A 14,991-nucleotide genomic window follows, 5' to 3' on the forward strand; every position below is an offset into this window, starting at 1 on the left:
CGCGAGCGGACAGACCTGGCTTGAAGCGGTTTCTGTCCCTGAAGAGTCGCGGCGCGATCCTCATCGCGTCGACCGCCATGTTCATGGTCCAGCTCGATGCGTCCGTGCTGGCTGTCGCGATCCCGCAGATTTCCGCAGACTTCGGCTTGCCTGCCATCGAGCTAAGCCTCGCGATCACCATCTACCTCACCATGCAGATCGCGCTGCTGCCGATCAGCGGGTGGGCGGCCGAGCGCTTCGGCCCGAAGACCGTGTTCATGATCGCAACGGCCGGCTTTGCCTTCTTCTCGATCTGCTGTGCCGCCGCCCCCTCCTTCTGGCCGTTCATTGCCGCGCGCGCCCTGCAGGGGGCGACGGCCTCGCTGATGACCCCCGTCGCCCGGCTGCTGCTGTTGCGGCAAACGAGCAAGGAAGAGCTGGTGGATGCCATGGCGATCGTGGCGATGCCCATGCTCATCGCGCCGACGCTCGGTCCCTCGATTGGCGGATTCATCGTGCAATATGCCCGCTGGGAGTTCATTTTCCTGCTGAACATCCCCGTCACCGTTGCTCTGCTGCTCGCGGCATGGCGCACCATCCCGGCCAGCGCGCCCGATGCCTCTAGACGACTGGACATGGTCGGCGCCGCGCTGCTCGGCGGATCGCTCGTCTGCCTGCTCACCGGGTTCGACCGGCTGGCCAGCGGCGTCGGCCGTCCCTTGCCCTGGATATTGCTCGCGGTCGGCACGGTCCTGTGCCTTGCCGGACTGAAGCATATTCGCACCCATCCGGACCCGGTGCTGAAGCTTGATGCCCTCAAGGACTCGAGCTTCCGGACGACGGTGATCGGCGCGGGCGCCATCGTCCGCATCCCGGCGCGCGCGATGCTCTTCGGCCTGCCGCTCATGTTCCAGATGGCCTATGGCTTCACGCCCATTCTGGCCGGCGTCATGCTCATGGCGCTCAATGGCGGCGACCTGCTGGCCAAGCTGTTCATTCGCCCCCTGTTCGACCGCTTCGGCTTCTCGGGGCCGGTAATGCTCTCAAGCTTTGCAGGGCTGGCCGCGATCGCCGTGGTTGCCCTGGCCGATCAAGGCCCCTGGCTGGCTGCCCTGATCTTCGTGGCGCTGCTCGTCGCCGGGCTGGCCCGCTCCGTGCTGTTCACCGGCATGACCTCGCTGACCTATGTCAGCCTCGATGCCGATACGATGACGCAGGGCAATGTTCTGGCCAGCATTTCCATGCAATTGTTCGCGGCGCTGGCGGTCTCGCTCACGGCGCTGCTGCTCGGCCTCCTGACGCAATTTGCCGGCCATCCAGAGCCGGGGCTGATGGAGTATCGGGGCGCCATGCTGGCCGTGGCGCTGATCGGGCTCGTCGCGACCCTGCTCATGCGCCGGCGCATCCCGCGCCATTTGAGCCAGCTCGCCGTGCGGGATGAGGACTAAGCCGACGGCTAGAATCGCCTAACATTTTACGCTAACGATATCGGCCAACCCCCGGCGATGACAGCCTGTGAGGATATGCCGTGCTCCTGATTGACGCCCATTGCCACGTCTCGCCCCTGTGGTTCGAGCCGGTCGAAACCCTGCTCTTCCAGATGGACCGCCACAATGTCGCGCAGGCGGTGCTGACGCAGATCCTGGGACAATTCGACAATCGCTATCAGCGCGATTGCATTGCGCGCTATCCGGATCGCTTCGTCAGCGTCGGCGCCATCGATCCGGCTGCGCCTGACGCGGTGCACCAACTTGGGATGCTGGCGGATGACGGTGCGGCCGGCCTACGCCTGCGGCCCGATGCCCGCAGCGCCGGTGACGACCCGCTCGCCATCTGGCGGGCTGCGGAGCGGCACGGCCTTGTCATCAGTTGCGGCGGGCCGAGCGCCCAGTTTGCATCCGCCGCGTTCGCCGATCTCGTCGGCAGCGTCCCGACCTTGCCCATCGTGCTGGAGCATCTGGCGGGATGGGTCAGACCCGACTGCGACCGTAAGCCCGAGACCTGGACGGCACTGCTCGCGCTCGCGCGCTTCCCCAATATCACGGTCAAGATCCCCGCGCTGGGGCAGTTGATTGCCCGACCCGTCGGTCAGCCTCTGCCTGCATCCGGGCCTGTGCTCGACCCGGCGGGCGGCGCACCGCTGATCGAGCTGCTCGATGCCTTCGGGCCAGACCGGCTGATGTGGGGCAGCGACTTCCCCGTCGTCTCCTCGCGCGAGGGCTATGCCAATGCGCTCGGCTGGACGCGCGATGTGTTCGAGCAGCACCGCCCCGCCAGCGTCGCGGCAATCTTCGGCGGCAATGCCGGCAGAATATTCTTCCAGCGCAAGGCTTGAAGACTGGAATAGATTGTTATACAAAACGATATATTCTATTGCTGGAGCACATCCCATGGCAGAGGCTGCCAAATCCACGATCATCTGCATTTCCGCGAACGGAAAGACGAGCTCCGCCAGTCAAAGCGCCGCAAACCGGATGCTGATCGCCACCGCGGACGGCGTGGTGGATTTTCGCCGAGACAATCTCAATGCGCCATGGACCCGGCAGCCCGATATGCTGCTCCCCGGCCATCATGTCAGCGCGCTCGTCCATGACGAGGTGACGGACATGCTGTTCGCCGGCCTGCATTATGAGGGCGGCCTGATGGTCAGTTCTGACCACGGCAAGAGCTGGGAAGCGCGCAACAACGGCCTGCAATCCGGCCATGTCTACAGCCTGCTCGTGCAGCATGATGGCGACCGGACGATCCTCAATGTCGGTACCGAGCCGGTGATGTTCTACCGCAGCTTCGATCTGGGGCAGAGCTGGACCGCTTATCCCGGCTGCACGCAGGTCGAGGGCACCGAGCACTGGTTTTTCCCTCGCTCCCAGCCCCATGTGAAGCATATCGCCGCGCATCCGTCCGAACCGGACACGATCTATATCTGCGTGGAACAGGGCGACCTGCTGCGCACTGAAGATGGCGGGGAAAGCTGGACGTCGCTCAACTCCATGGAGCGCCCGGACGACAAGTTCCGCCGTGACCAGCACCGCGTGACCTTCTACCGCGACAACGCCGCCGAAATCTTCCTCACCACCGGCATCGGCCTGTATCATACGGCCGACCGCGGCGAGACCTGGGAGCGCCTCACCGACACCAGCCACCCCTGCGCCTATCCGGACCCGCTCTTCGTGCATCCGCGCAAGGAATTGATGTTCATGGTCGGCGCCGGCATGAACCCCAATCCCAATTGGGGCGCGGAAGGCACGGCCTATCCCAAGTTCATGGTCAGCACGGACCATGGCAAGACGTGGCAGACCAGCATGGTCGGCATGGCCGATCCGATCGCCGGCAATCTGGAAGTCGCGGCGATGCACGATTCTGCCGAGGGCGGGGTGGAGCTCTTCGCCGGCTCTGCCTGCGGGGAGCTCTACGCAAGCCGCGACGAGGCCCAGAGCTGGCAGCGCATGGCCGACGGGCTTCCGGCGATGTCCAAGGGGCCGCACTTCCGCCACTTCCTGCCGCCTGACGAACGCGCGGCTTATGAAGAAAAGCTGCGCGCGCTCAACGCGTTCGCCTGAGCAAGAACGGTCGATCGTCAGCGGGCGACAGACCCGCTGGCGGCTTTCAAGGGGGGGAATGGTCTTGGACAGGCTTCAATCGTCGGCTTTGCGCATTGTCGAACGCGCTCGGATGCGGCGGCCTGATCAGGATGCGGCGGCGCACGGCGCCGGTCCCTCGTCTCACTGACGGGTGCAATTTCGCTCATGATCGACTGCCACGCCCATCTTGTCTCCGATGACAAGACCACCTACCCGCCGGCACCGCCGGGCGGTCTGCTGCCCCCAATGGCGTTCGACAACCTCATGACGGCCGAGACGCTGCTGGAGGAGATGGACAAGTCCGGCGTCGAGCGGGCCGTGCTCGTGCAGCGTGGGTCCATCTACGGGTTCGACAGTCGCTATGTCTGCGACAGCGCCGCGCGCTATCCGCAACGCTTCGCCGCCGTCTGCTCTATCGACGCCACGCAGGCCGATTGTGGGGAGGCCGTGCGATATTGGGTCGGCGAGCATGGCGCCGTCGGCATTCGGCTGATGGAACTCATCAAGGGCTCGGACATCGGCTGGCTGGATAGCCCGGTGGCGCGCGACGCCTGGCAAGCCGCCGCCACGCTCGACGTGCCGGTCTGCGTCCATTTCTTCCCGTGGAACCGAGAAATAGGGCTGGCGCATCTGGAGCGGATATTGCGCGAGGTGCCCGGCCTGACGGTCGTCATCGACCATCTCAGTTCCATTCAGAGCGATGCCGGCGGCCCGGACCATGGCATTGATGATCGGCTGCGGTCGATCGCGCAGTTCGACAATGTCGTCGTCAAGTTCACGACCATTCCGCTGGGACGGCTGGACAAGGCGGGGATCGACCCCTGCCCCGTCATCGAGCGCGTATGCGATCTGTTCGGCGCGGAGCGGATGATCTGGGGATCGGACATCACCCAATCGCCCGGCAGCTATGATTATATGGCCGCACTTGGTCGCGCAGCGGTACGCAATCTCACGGCCGCGCAGCAGGAGATGATCCTGGGCGGAACGGCGATGCGCGTTTACGGCAAGAGCTGGGGCAAGGCCTGAGCGCAACGGGCCTTCGCGACGAGAATTGGAGGGGAATGATGGAGTCCGTGTCTCGTGCTGCCGTGAAGGTCGATATCGAACGATCTGAAATCAGAGAATTTCCGTTCCCGCCCCTCGGCGACAATGACGGGCTGCTGAAAGTCGAGGCCTCGGGCGTCGGCGGCAGTGACCCCGAAATGTACCGGCGTGAGAACACGGCGCCCTGCATCATGGGCCATGAGAATGTCGGCACCGTGGCCCGCATCGGCGACGCTGCGGCGCAGCGCTGGGGCCTGCGCGCCGGCGACCGCATCGCCCTGCACGAGTATCTCCCCTGCTGGCATTGCCACTGGTGTCGCCAGGGCGATTTCCGCCTGTGCATGGAGGCCGACTTCTTCAACGTGAAGGATCGGTTCAACACCCTGCGCTACGGCACCTGCAATGCGGACATTCCGCCGCATCTGTGGGGTGGTTTCTCGGAATATATGTACCTCGCGCCCAATGCTGTCATCCACAAGATCCCGGCGGACATGGATGCCCGGCTGGCGACACTGGCCGTGCCGCTCGGCAATGGCGTGCAATGGGCGGTGCTGGATGGCGGTGCGGGACTGGGCAAGACCGTGCTGGTCTTCGGCCCCGGGCAACAGGGCCTGAGTTGCGCGCTCGCCGCCAAGCAGGGGGGTGCGCTCACCGTCATCATCGCCGGCATGACGCGCGACCGGGCCCGGCTGGACCTCTCGCTCAGCCTCGGCGCCGACATCGCCGTGGACGTGCAGCAGGAGGATCTTGCAGCGGTGGTCATGCGGGCGACCGGCGGCATGGGCGTGGATGTGGTGGTGGATACCACCGGCGATCCCGATGGCAAGATCGCCGAGCAGGCGGTGGCTCTGTCCGCCAAGGGCGCCTGGCTCAGCCTCAATGGCCTTAGCGCTTCGGTGCCGCTGGGCGAGATCAAGAAGCGCTACCTCACCGTGCGCGCACCGCGAGGCCACAGCTATCGCGCGGTGCAGATGGCGCTCGACATTCTCGCCAGCGGCAAGTGGCCGGCCGAAAAGCTGTGCAGCCACGATTTCCCGCTGGAGCAGGTGCATGAGGCGATCCTCGCCACCGCCGGGCGCGGGATCGAGGGCGCAATTCACGTCACCGTCTCCCCGCACAAGAGTTGATCGCAGCCCCCGCTGCCTCCCGCCCCTGCCTATTGCCTCGCTCGCCAAAATCCTCTTCCATGGCGCACTGCCACCAGCCGCAAGGAGCACATATTTGGCCACGCAGATCGACATGGGGGACTCCCTGCCCAATGTGGTGGCGGATGAACTGCGGGCGCTGATCGTGCGGGGCACGTTGCTGCCGGGCGAACATCTCGGGCAGACCCAGCTTGCCGACCGGTTCGGGCGCAGCAAGGTGCCCATTCGCGAGGCGCTCAAGCTGCTGGCGGCAGAAGGCTTCCTGCGCCACGACCATAACAGGGGCTATTTCGTGGCCCCGCTGGAGCTGGAGGAAGCCCGCCAGCTCTACAAGCTGCGCCGCTGGCTTGAAGCCGAGTTGCTCGCCACGGCGGTCTGGCCCACGGACGCACAGATCGCCGAATTCCGCCGCCAGTTCGATGCGCTGGATGCCATGGATCAGGTGAGCGATTTCACCAATTGGGCGCTGGCGCTGGAAAATCTGCGTCTCGCCCTCTTCGCTTTATCACCCGAGCGCATCCTGCTGCGCGAAGCGACCCGGCTCTGGCGGCTGACCGACCGCTATCGCTCGCTCATGCCGCGCACGATGGGCGAGAGCCCCGAGCGCAAGCTGATCGACGCCCTTGCCGCGCGGGACCGTGACGCGCTGCTCGCCGATTATATGCAGGCCCGCGCCAAGATCGAAGGTGCGCTGGAGCAGGTCTTCCAGCACGGCCGCTAGGGCCAATCGACACTCAGCCCTGCACGCGTGTCTGAAGGCTGTGATATTTGAACTGCGCGCGGGCCTCATCGAGGCGCATGCCGGTGCGGCAGGCGGCGCGGATGCTCTCCTCGGCGGCGTGGATCTCCTCGGCGGCGGCGAGGACGGCCTCCTCATGCGCTTGCGGGATGACGATCACGCCATCGGGATCGCCGCGCAGGATATCGCCCGGCGCCACGCGGGCGCCGCCGATGTTGACGGGGCAGTTGGTGACTTCCACCTGCACCCGATCCTTGCCGGTGCGCATCCAGTGGCCCTTGCTGAAGACCGGATAGCCGAGCGCGCGGCAGAGCGAGACGTCGCGGCTGATCCCGTCGATCACGGTGCCGGCGAGGCCGCGGCGATGCGCGATCTCGGTGAGGATATCGCCCCAGATGGTGGCATCCTCGCGGCCGCCATTGTCGATGACGACGACATGGCCGGGGGGGACATCATCGATATAATCGCCCACCGTGCCGGGCGGGGTCGAGGCGGGACCGCAGAGCATGGTGTAGGCGCGGCCGGCCATGCGGAAATCAGGATCGCGCCCGGCGATCTGGTAGCACTGGCCGACGATGCCGAGCCGGTCGAGCGCGTCGCTCAGCGTGGCGGTATCGAGCGCGGCGGCGCGGGTGACGTTGCGGTCGTCGGTCATTGTTGGTCGCCCTTGAGCATATATTCGTAATTGGCGCCGAGCACAAAGCTGGCACTCTCGCCGGTGGCGAGGCGGCGGGTCATCTCGCCCTCGCGGCGGACGATATCCTCGGCGGCATCGAGCACGCGGGCGATGTCGGCTGGCGCGATGAACACCGCCGCACTGGAATCGCAGATGACATAGAAACCGGGTTCGACGGTGAAATCGCCTACGGTGACGGGCACGTCGGTGGCATCCTCATAGACGCGGTTGCGCGCGGTGCGGGCGGTATAACCGCGACAGAAGACCGGAAAGCCGATCTCGCGGGCTTCATCGACATCGCGGGCCAGCCCCTCGCAGATCACGCCCGCCACGCCCTTGTGCTGCGCGCCGCGCGACAGGATGCCGCCCCAGCAGCCGGCATCGATGCCGGTGCGCTGCTCGACCACGATCACATCGTCCGGGCCGCTGGCGTCGATGGCGGCAGCGCCCAGATGCACCGGCGGGCGGTCGGCGGGCGCGTTGCCGGCCTTGAGCTTCACGGTGTGGACGCGCCCGGCGATCCGCTTGCCCGGCGAGGCCGAGCGCAGCCCGGTCACACAGCCGGCCAGGCCCAGCTTGTCCAGCGTGTCCGACACGGCGCAGGCATCCAGCTGGCGCAGCCGCGCGACATAAGGATCGCCCGAGCTCATGCCTGCGGCAGGTCCAGCTTGAAGAGGCGCGCGGCGTTGCCGAACATGATCTGGTTCTTCTCCGCCTGGCTCAGCCAGTCGAAGCCGGTGATGAACGGGGCAATGTCGTCCAGCGTCTTGCCGGTCGCGGGGTCGACGGCAGAGCCCACGCCGGGGCATTCCGCGCCGAACAGGCAATTGTCGACGCCGACGGTCTTGATCAGCAGCCGCAGCGCTTCCTCGGAATAGAGCACGGTATCATAATAGATGTGCCGCATCTTATCGAGAAACTCCTCGCCCTTGCGCAGGCCGGAGGCGCGGAAGCGGCCGACATGATAGGGGATCGCGCCGCCGCCATGGCTGCAGACGATTTTAAGGCTGGGGAAGTCCTTGAACACATCGCTTTCCAGCAGGCCATAGACGGCCATCGTCTCTTCCAGCAGGAAGTTGAGCGTGTACGGCGCGCGGCGGCTGCGCGATCCGGCGGAGTGGATGTGCGCCGGCACGTCCAGCTCGCACAGCTTCTCGTATAGCGGGTACCAATAACGGTCACCCATCGCCGGCGGCTCGGTGCCGCTGTTCTCATAGGGATCGGGGTTGAGCAGGCAGCCCTTGAAGCCCAGCGTTTTCACACAGCGCTCAAGCTCGGGCAGAACATTCTCGATCGGCTCGCCGGCGACTTGCGGCAGACCGCAGATGGGCGCGAAGCGGTCCGGCAGAAGCTGGCACTGGCGGGCGATGATGTTGTTGGTGGCTTCGGTAAACCAGTGGACCAGAAAACCCGGCTTTTCCGAATGCATCATCTGGAACGGGCGGGGGCTGAGCAGCTGAAAATTGGTGCCGACCCGGTCGAGCATGTCGAGATGGCCGCAGGGCGCCATCTCCTTTTTATTGGTGTAGGCGAGAATTTCCTCATCCGTGAGGTCCGGGAACTTCTTGCCGTGCTCGCCGCGATGCGAGAGCAGCATCGACTTATAGATCCACAGTTCCGCTGGCGCACTCACATGGCCATGACAATCGACAATCATCGCAAAATCCCCACCCGCAGCTGGTTATCAGATCATAGGTATACATTTTTGTATACCTATCCTGAATTTCCGGTCAAGCCGGTGGAGGGTGTTTGTCGGCCAAAAGCCTCGCGCGACCGGGTCGGGATTCCTAGCGCGTGAAAATGTCTACATTTTTGTGAGACACCACGCTAGGGATGCCCGGAACGACCATAATTTCAAGGCCGCTGGCTCTTCGGCCAACCAGGAATGCCCATGATGCAGGAAACAGTGAAATCCGAACGCGGAGTTCCCGCCAAGATCGCCAATGAGCTGCGTCTGCTCATCGCCCGTGGCACGCTGGCACCCGGGATGCGGCTGGGGCAGACCGAACTGGCCGAGCAATTCAACGCCAGCCGCGTACCGGTGCGCGAGGCGCTCAAGCTGCTGAGCTCGGAAGGCATCATCGAGCACGACCCCAACCGGGGCTTCTTCGTCACCCGGCTTTCCCGCGATGAGGCCGAGCAACTGTTTGCCCTGCGCCATCTGGTCGAGGACGAATTGCTCAAATCCGTCGACTGGCCGGACGCCGAAGAGCTTGCCGAACTCGAACGTCGCGAACAGCGCCTCGAAGAGCTGCTCGACGAAGGCGACCGCACGAGCTGGTGGAACGAGCATCGTGAATTCCACACGATGATCTTCAACCTCTCCCCCAAGAAGACCATCGTGCGCGAGGCCATCCGTCTTTGGGCATTGACTGATCGCTACCGCGCCCTCCTGCCGCTGCCGCGCCGGAACAGCGAAGAGCGCAAGGTGGTGGACAAGCGCGAGCTGCTGAACGCCATCCGTCAGCAGGACAGCAAGAAGCTGCTGGCCGCCCGCCGCACCCGCCGCGAATCCTTCGAGCGAATGCTGCTGGAAACGCTGGAAGCACGCGGCCTCTAAAGCCGGCCACCTGCCACGCTCAGCTCTAGCGGGCGATCCTCACGCGTCGCGGGCGCAGCGAAACCCGATATGCGATGTGGAGGTATCCACCGTCTGCGGATAGCGCGCGGCGGGGCGATAGCGCTGGCAATAATTGGGCGCGCACAGATGCGATCCGCCCTTGAGCACGCGGCGGGGAAAGCCGCTATAGGGATCACGGCTGGCATCTTCGCTGGCGCCCCGCGGATTATGCGGCGCGCAACAGGGCTTGGTGGGCGCGTCGTGCCGATCGACATACCAGTCGCTCGTCCACTCCCACACATTGCCAATCATATCCCACAAGCCAAAACCATTTGCCGCATAGGCCCGCACCGGCGAGGTACGCAGATAGCCGTCCGAGAGATCATTCTGGTGCGGGAAATCGCCCTGCCAGGTGTTGGCCAGCATGGCCCCGCCGGGGTGCAGTTCATCGCCCCAGGCGAAGGCCTTGCGATCCAGCCCGCCCCGCGCGGCGAATTCCCATTCCGCTTCCGTCGGCAGCCGCTTGCCCGCCCAGGCCGCATAGGCCTCCGCATCGGCACAGGCGATGTGGACAACGGGATGATCCGCGAGCCCGTCGATGGAACTCTCCGGCCCCCAAGGGTGGCGCCAGTCTGTCCCGAACGAGAATGTCCACCACCCCATTGGATCGTGCAGCGGCACGGGGGTCGGCGGCGGCGTAAACAGGGATGAGCCGGCCTTCAGCATCGCGGGATCGGCACCGGGATAATCGGCCGCATCGGGCACCGTTTCGGCCACCGTCACATGGCCGGTCGCTTCCACGAACTGCGCGAACTGCGCATTGGTGACTGGCGTTTCATCGATCCAGAAAGCATCGACCGAGGCCGGATGCGCGGGGCCCTCATCGGGATAATGGTCGTCCGACCCCATCCAGAACTGCCCGCCCGCCACACGGATCATGCCGTCCTTCATCTCTGGCGCACTCATCATGCCACCCTGCGCCTGATCGGTCATCGCGTCTGCTTGCGTCCTTCCTGAGTCTCGATCCGCCGGTCCTCGAGACTGCGGCGGACGAGATAAGCGTCAATGGCGTCGACCTGCGCCGGCGTCAGCTGGCCTGCGAAGCTGGGCATGCCCATCTCCGCCAGCGCGCCGCCCAGAACGACCTGCGAAAAACCCTTCGTGCCGAGCAATCCCGTCCGGCGCAAGTCCGGATAGGCACCGGCGCTCACCGCCCCGCTGCCATGACAGCGCAGGCAGAAGCGGCCGAACAGTCCGTCGCCCTGCGCGATTTGGGCCGGTGTGCCCTTGTCCACTACATCGGGGAACGGCAGTGGCTCGGCCGGCGTGAAGGCAGGCAGCTTCGCCGCCCCATCCAATTTGAACACCAGCAGCCGGTTGGGGCCGATGGTCTTGCCGGCCTTGAGCGCCATCACCCCGCCCGTCAGTGGCCATCCGCCGCCCCAGCCAGCCATGACTGCGATATATTGCACCCCGTCCAGCCGATAGCTGATCGGCGGCGCGACGATGCCGGTCTGCGCATCGAACGACCAGAGCTGCTTGCCGCTCTCGTCATCATAGGCGACCAGCCGCCCCTGCGCATTGCCGGCAAAAACAAGGCCGCCCGCCGTCGCCAGCAGGCCACCGTTGAAGGGCGCCGCTTCCTCGCTCGTCCAGCGCGGTTTGCGGGCGATCGGGTCCCAGGCGATCAGCCGCGCCTTCATGCTGTCGTACAGCGCCTTGCGGTCCGCCGCGCTCATCGCGCCACCGCCGCTCATCGCAACGCCGGACGTATAGGCGCCGATCACCTGCGCCTCCTGAGGGTTGGGGCCGAAAGGCATGCCGACGTCCTGCGCCGGAATGTAGACCAGCCCCGTGCGGGGACTGAAGGCCATGGGCGGCCAATTATGCCCGCCGCCCGAGCTGGGGAACTGGAAATGCGGCTTGCCGGTGCGGTAATAGCGTGCTTCCGGCACAATGTCCGGACGGCCGGTCTTGGGATCGATGCTCTTCGCCCAATTCTGCGGCACATAAGCGGTGGCATTCAGGAACTCGCCGGTCGCGCGGTCAAGAATGTAGAAGAAGCCGTTTTTGGGCGCCTGCATCAGCACCTTGCGCGGCTTGCCGTCGATCTCCATGTCCGCCAGCACGATATTCTGGGTCGCGGTATAATCCCAGGCATCGCCCGGAACTTGCTGGAAATGCCAGACATATTCGCCGGTCGAGGCCCGCAGCGCGACGATAGAAGACAAGAAGAGATTATCCCCCTTCCCGTCCGAGCGCATCTGATGATTCCATGGCGAGCCGTTACCGGTGCCGATGTAGATGAGGTCCAGCGCGGGATCATATTCGATGGCATCCCACACCGTGCCGCCACCGCCATAGCGCCACCACTGGCCTGCCCAGCTTCCCTGCGCCTTGGCCAGCACCGTGTCGGACGCGGCATTGTCCTTCGTGCCCGGCTTCCCGGGGACAGTGTAGAAGCGCCAGGTCAGCTTGCCAGTCGCGGCATCATAGGCACTCACATAGCCGCGCACGCCGAACTCGGCGCCGCCATTGCCGATGACGACATTGCCCTTGATGACGCGCGGCGCCCCGGTGATCGTGTAATTCACCGCAAAGGGGCCGGACTGGTCGATCGTCTGCTTTTCCCAGACCGGCTTGCCGCTTTTGGCATCCAGGGCGATCAGGCGCCCGTCAAGCGCGCCGACATACACCCGGCCCTCCGCCACCGCGACACCGCGCGAGACCGGCCCGCAACAGGAGCGCGCAGACGCCGCGCGGACTTGTGGATCGTAGGTCCACAAGCCCTTGCCGGTGCGCGCATCAATGGCGGAGACGACATCATAAGCGCTGACCACATAGAGCACGCCATCGACCATGATCGGCGTCGCTTCCTGCCCGCGATCCGTCTCCAGATCGAAGGACCAAGCCAGGCCCAGCCGTGACACGGTCTCGCGATCGATCTGATCCAGTTCGGCAAAGCGCTGCGCCGTCTCGGTGCGACCATGCAGCGGCCACTCGACATCGCCGCCGGCCTGACCACCGTCTGCGGCATCGCGGCAGGCGGAAGGGAGGACAAGCAGCAGCGCGGTCAGCGCCATCATGCGCCTGAACATCAAACCCACGATTAATATTCCCTCTCCCTCGACCCACTGCCACCCGTCGGCCGCTATGCGGTCCGTTCCGCATCCGCCAGCGCCCGGCCGAGCACGGGATGCGCGAAGTGCATCGCCAGTTCCTGCCGATAAGGCCATGTCTGCCGCTGATTGTCGACCAGTTCATCCGGGCCGAGCGGGTCTTCCGGGAAGGTCTTCGTCAGCGGCTGGAGATGCGCGATGGTCTTGTACCAGCCGGCATCATAATCCGCCTGCCATTGCACGACATAATCGAGCCGCTTGATCTTCCAGACGCCGTCCTCGCGCACATAATCATTCTCGTACATGCCGGCTTCGTAGAACTGGTCGGGCAGGCCCTCCGGGCGATAGTCGCGGCTCTCATGATTGCCGCCGAGCAGCAGCGCGCGAAACCGGCCCTTGGCGGTGCGGCGATCCGGCGCGACGGTGATGATGTCCTGCATCTGGAAATGATCGAGCAGGAAGCCATAGACTGGGCCGGGGCGCCCTTGCGTGAAGAACTGGCGAAACCAGTCGCCATAGAGCCGCCGCGCACCCACCTTGCCGCGATAGATGCCGGAGAGAAAGATGATCTCGGCATCGTCGGAGAACAGCTCGGCCAGTTCGTCCGAACGGTTATAATCGGTATAATAGCCATAGGCATTGTGGAGCCGGCGGATTGCATTGAGATCCTCCAGCATCCCGATCCGCTCGGTCAGGGCCTTCACATCGCTGCGCAGCGCTTCGATCTCGCTCATAATCCTGCTCCTGATTGCTCTTTTGCTCTGTGCGGGCCGCCCGGATCATCGCCGAGACGCCTCATTCCCAAGGCATCGGTTGCTCCCGATTGCAAAGCAACGGCCCGGTCCGCTATCAGTTATAAGGGAGGGGCTATCGCTTATGGCATTCACGATCCGGCAATTGGAGATTTTCGTCGAAGCGGCGAAGGACGAGAATTTCCGTATCACGGCGGATCGTCTCGGGATCAGCCAGCCCTCGATCAGCAATCATATCAAGGCGCTGGAGCAGAAAGCCGGCGCTCGCCTGTTCGATCGTCAGCGGGGATCGACAGCGCGCCTCTCCCCTCTGGGCCGCGATTTGCTGGATCAGGCGCGGTTGCTGCTGCGCGAGGCGAACAAGGTTCAGTTGGGCGCCACGGCCGGCAGTGCGCAGAGCTATGTGCTGCGGGTCGCCGCCGGCCCTTATCTTATCGATCAATGGATCAGGCCGTGCCTGCCGGATTATTATGCGCGCGGCCAGGTGCCGAATGTGGAGCTGATCCTCTCCGCGCCGGGCGAAGAAATGCTCTCCATGCTCCGCAGCGGCAAGGTGGACGTCGCCTTCTTCACCGGGCGCCCACCGGTCGCCCCGGATCTTACCATCGAGACGCTCCGGCGCGTGACCAGCAGTCTCTTCGGCACGTCCGCGCTGGTCGAGGCGGTGGGGAGCGATCCTGCCAGGATCAGCGCCGCCCCGATGATCATGATGCCGGACAACACACCGCATAATGACTGGCTGATCAATGCGCTGGCCGATGCGTGCATCTACCCGTCCAATGTCGTCGCGCGACCGCAGTTCACCGATGTCGCGATGGGGCTGGCGCTCAATGGCACGGGCCTTGCCATGCTCTTCGACGAGGAAGCCGCACCTGCCACCACGCGCGGACAACTCCAACGCGTCCCGGTCGATTTCGAGCCGGGCTATCGCCTGATGCTCTCGCGCAAGGGGTTCGACGATGCCCGCGGGCGTCTGGCCATCGATCATCTCCGCCGCACGCTGCAGGCCGGACGCGCCGCCAACTGACAGTACCGGCCGACGCCTGCCCTCTTCACTCCGGCGCATCTCAGTGGCGCGGGACGGAACGCTCCGCGCTCTTGGTCATTGTGCTAGCGATCAAGGAGACCGCACATGATGAAAACTTTGCTCGCCGGCGCGGCGATTGGTTATTTCGGCAAGAAGCTCTACGATGAAGGCAAGCTCGATCCCTATATCGCGCGCGCCAAAAGCACCCTCGCCGAGCTTTCCCCTGAACAGGCAGACACACGCGCCCCGCGCGGCGTCGGTCAGGACGAACAGCCCAATATGGCATTCTGAACGGGGTTGCAGCCGAGAGTCGGCCAGCACCCGTCCAGTTGAGAGGCACATGAAAAAGGGGCGCGGTCATTCCGCGCC

Annotated in this window: 15 protein-coding genes; 9 read left to right on the forward strand and 6 right to left on the reverse strand. The window is 64.8% G+C overall.

Annotated elements, in window-relative coordinates; genetic code table 11:
• Window positions 1-20 precede the first annotated feature (20 nt).
• The 6 genes from M2332_RS04915 to M2332_RS04940 all read left to right on the forward strand — a co-directional run bounded on the left by M2332_RS04915 (window position 21) and on the right by M2332_RS04940 (window position 6,470).
• Window positions 21-1,427 carry an MFS transporter gene (locus M2332_RS04915; RefSeq protein WP_264573194.1) on the forward strand — a complete coding sequence of 469 codons (1,407 nt, stop codon included), beginning with the start codon at window positions 21-23 and terminating at the stop codon, window positions 1,425-1,427.
• A gap of 80 nt (window positions 1,428-1,507) precedes the next feature.
• Window positions 1,508-2,314, forward strand: a complete 807-nt coding sequence (locus M2332_RS04920) for an amidohydrolase family protein (protein ID WP_264573195.1) — start codon at window positions 1,508-1,510, stop codon at window positions 2,312-2,314.
• A 55-nt stretch (window positions 2,315-2,369) separates the two neighbouring features.
• Window positions 2,370-3,539: a WD40/YVTN/BNR-like repeat-containing protein gene (locus M2332_RS04925; RefSeq protein ID WP_264573196.1), complete on the forward strand. Its 1,170-nt coding sequence runs from the start codon at window positions 2,370-2,372 to the stop codon at window positions 3,537-3,539.
• Window positions 3,540-3,725: 186 nt separating this feature from the next.
• Entirely contained in the window at window positions 3,726-4,586 is an 861-nt protein-coding gene (locus M2332_RS04930; RefSeq protein ID WP_264573197.1) for an amidohydrolase family protein, read from the forward strand.
• 38 nt (window positions 4,587-4,624) lie between these two features.
• Window positions 4,625-5,731 (forward strand): zinc-dependent alcohol dehydrogenase, encoded by a 1,107-nt coding sequence (locus M2332_RS04935; protein WP_264573198.1) that lies wholly within the window; start codon window positions 4,625-4,627, stop codon window positions 5,729-5,731.
• A 94-nt stretch (window positions 5,732-5,825) separates the two neighbouring features.
• Window positions 5,826-6,470 carry a GntR family transcriptional regulator gene (locus tag M2332_RS04940; RefSeq protein WP_220128545.1) on the forward strand — a complete coding sequence of 215 codons (645 nt, stop codon included), beginning with the start codon at window positions 5,826-5,828 and terminating at the stop codon, window positions 6,468-6,470.
• 13 nt (window positions 6,471-6,483) lie between these two features.
• On the opposite strand, the gene M2332_RS04945 is transcribed toward M2332_RS04940, so the two are convergent.
• The 3 genes from M2332_RS04945 to M2332_RS04955 are packed head-to-tail and all read right to left on the reverse strand — an operon-like array spanning window position 6,484 to window position 8,821.
• A complete protein-coding gene (locus tag M2332_RS04945) occupies window positions 6,484-7,143 on the reverse strand; it encodes an RraA family protein (RefSeq protein WP_264573199.1) in 660 nt (219 codons plus the stop codon).
• Window positions 7,140-7,814 (reverse strand): RraA family protein, encoded by a 675-nt coding sequence (locus tag M2332_RS04950; protein WP_264573200.1) that lies wholly within the window; start codon window positions 7,812-7,814, stop codon window positions 7,140-7,142. Before M2332_RS04950 ends, M2332_RS04945 begins: the two co-directional genes overlap by 4 nt.
• Window positions 7,811-8,821 (reverse strand): amidohydrolase family protein, encoded by a 1,011-nt coding sequence (locus M2332_RS04955; protein ID WP_264573201.1) that lies wholly within the window; start codon window positions 8,819-8,821, stop codon window positions 7,811-7,813. Before M2332_RS04955 ends, M2332_RS04950 begins: the two co-directional genes overlap by 4 nt.
• A 234-nt stretch (window positions 8,822-9,055) precedes the next feature.
• Here M2332_RS04955 and M2332_RS04960 point away from each other — a divergent pair, with 234 nt between their 5' ends.
• The gene (locus tag M2332_RS04960; protein ID WP_181560131.1) at window positions 9,056-9,724 is read left to right on the forward strand and encodes a GntR family transcriptional regulator; all 669 of its coding nucleotides are present in this window, start codon (window positions 9,056-9,058) and stop codon (window positions 9,722-9,724) included.
• Window positions 9,725-9,763: 39 nt separating this feature from the next.
• Here the strand turns inward: M2332_RS04960 and M2332_RS04965 are convergent, their stop codons facing one another.
• The 3 genes from M2332_RS04965 to M2332_RS04975 are packed head-to-tail and all read right to left on the reverse strand — an operon-like array spanning window position 9,764 to window position 13,577.
• Entirely contained in the window at window positions 9,764-10,663 is a 900-nt protein-coding gene (locus M2332_RS04965) for a formylglycine-generating enzyme family protein (RefSeq protein WP_264574895.1), read from the reverse strand.
• Between the two features lie 50 nt (window positions 10,664-10,713).
• A complete protein-coding gene (locus M2332_RS04970) occupies window positions 10,714-12,822 on the reverse strand; it encodes a PQQ-dependent dehydrogenase, methanol/ethanol family (RefSeq protein ID WP_264574896.1) in 2,109 nt (702 codons plus the stop codon).
• A gap of 53 nt (window positions 12,823-12,875) precedes the next feature.
• Complete coding sequence (locus M2332_RS04975; protein WP_181560132.1) at window positions 12,876-13,577, reverse strand: nuclear transport factor 2 family protein; 702 nt, start codon at window positions 13,575-13,577, stop codon at window positions 12,876-12,878.
• Window positions 13,578-13,719: 142 nt separating this feature from the next.
• Here M2332_RS04975 and M2332_RS04980 point away from each other — a divergent pair, with 142 nt between their 5' ends.
• The gene (locus tag M2332_RS04980; protein ID WP_264573202.1) at window positions 13,720-14,622 is read left to right on the forward strand and encodes a LysR family transcriptional regulator; all 903 of its coding nucleotides are present in this window, start codon (window positions 13,720-13,722) and stop codon (window positions 14,620-14,622) included.
• A 105-nt stretch (window positions 14,623-14,727) separates the two neighbouring features.
• A complete protein-coding gene (locus M2332_RS04985) occupies window positions 14,728-14,913 on the forward strand; it encodes a hypothetical protein (RefSeq protein ID WP_181560134.1) in 186 nt (61 codons plus the stop codon).
• The last annotated feature ends 78 nt before the right edge of the window (window positions 14,914-14,991 follow it).

It is taken from the genome of Sphingobium sp. B11D3A (assembly GCF_025961695.1).
GTDB lineage: Bacteria > Pseudomonadota > Alphaproteobacteria > Sphingomonadales > Sphingomonadaceae > Sphingobium.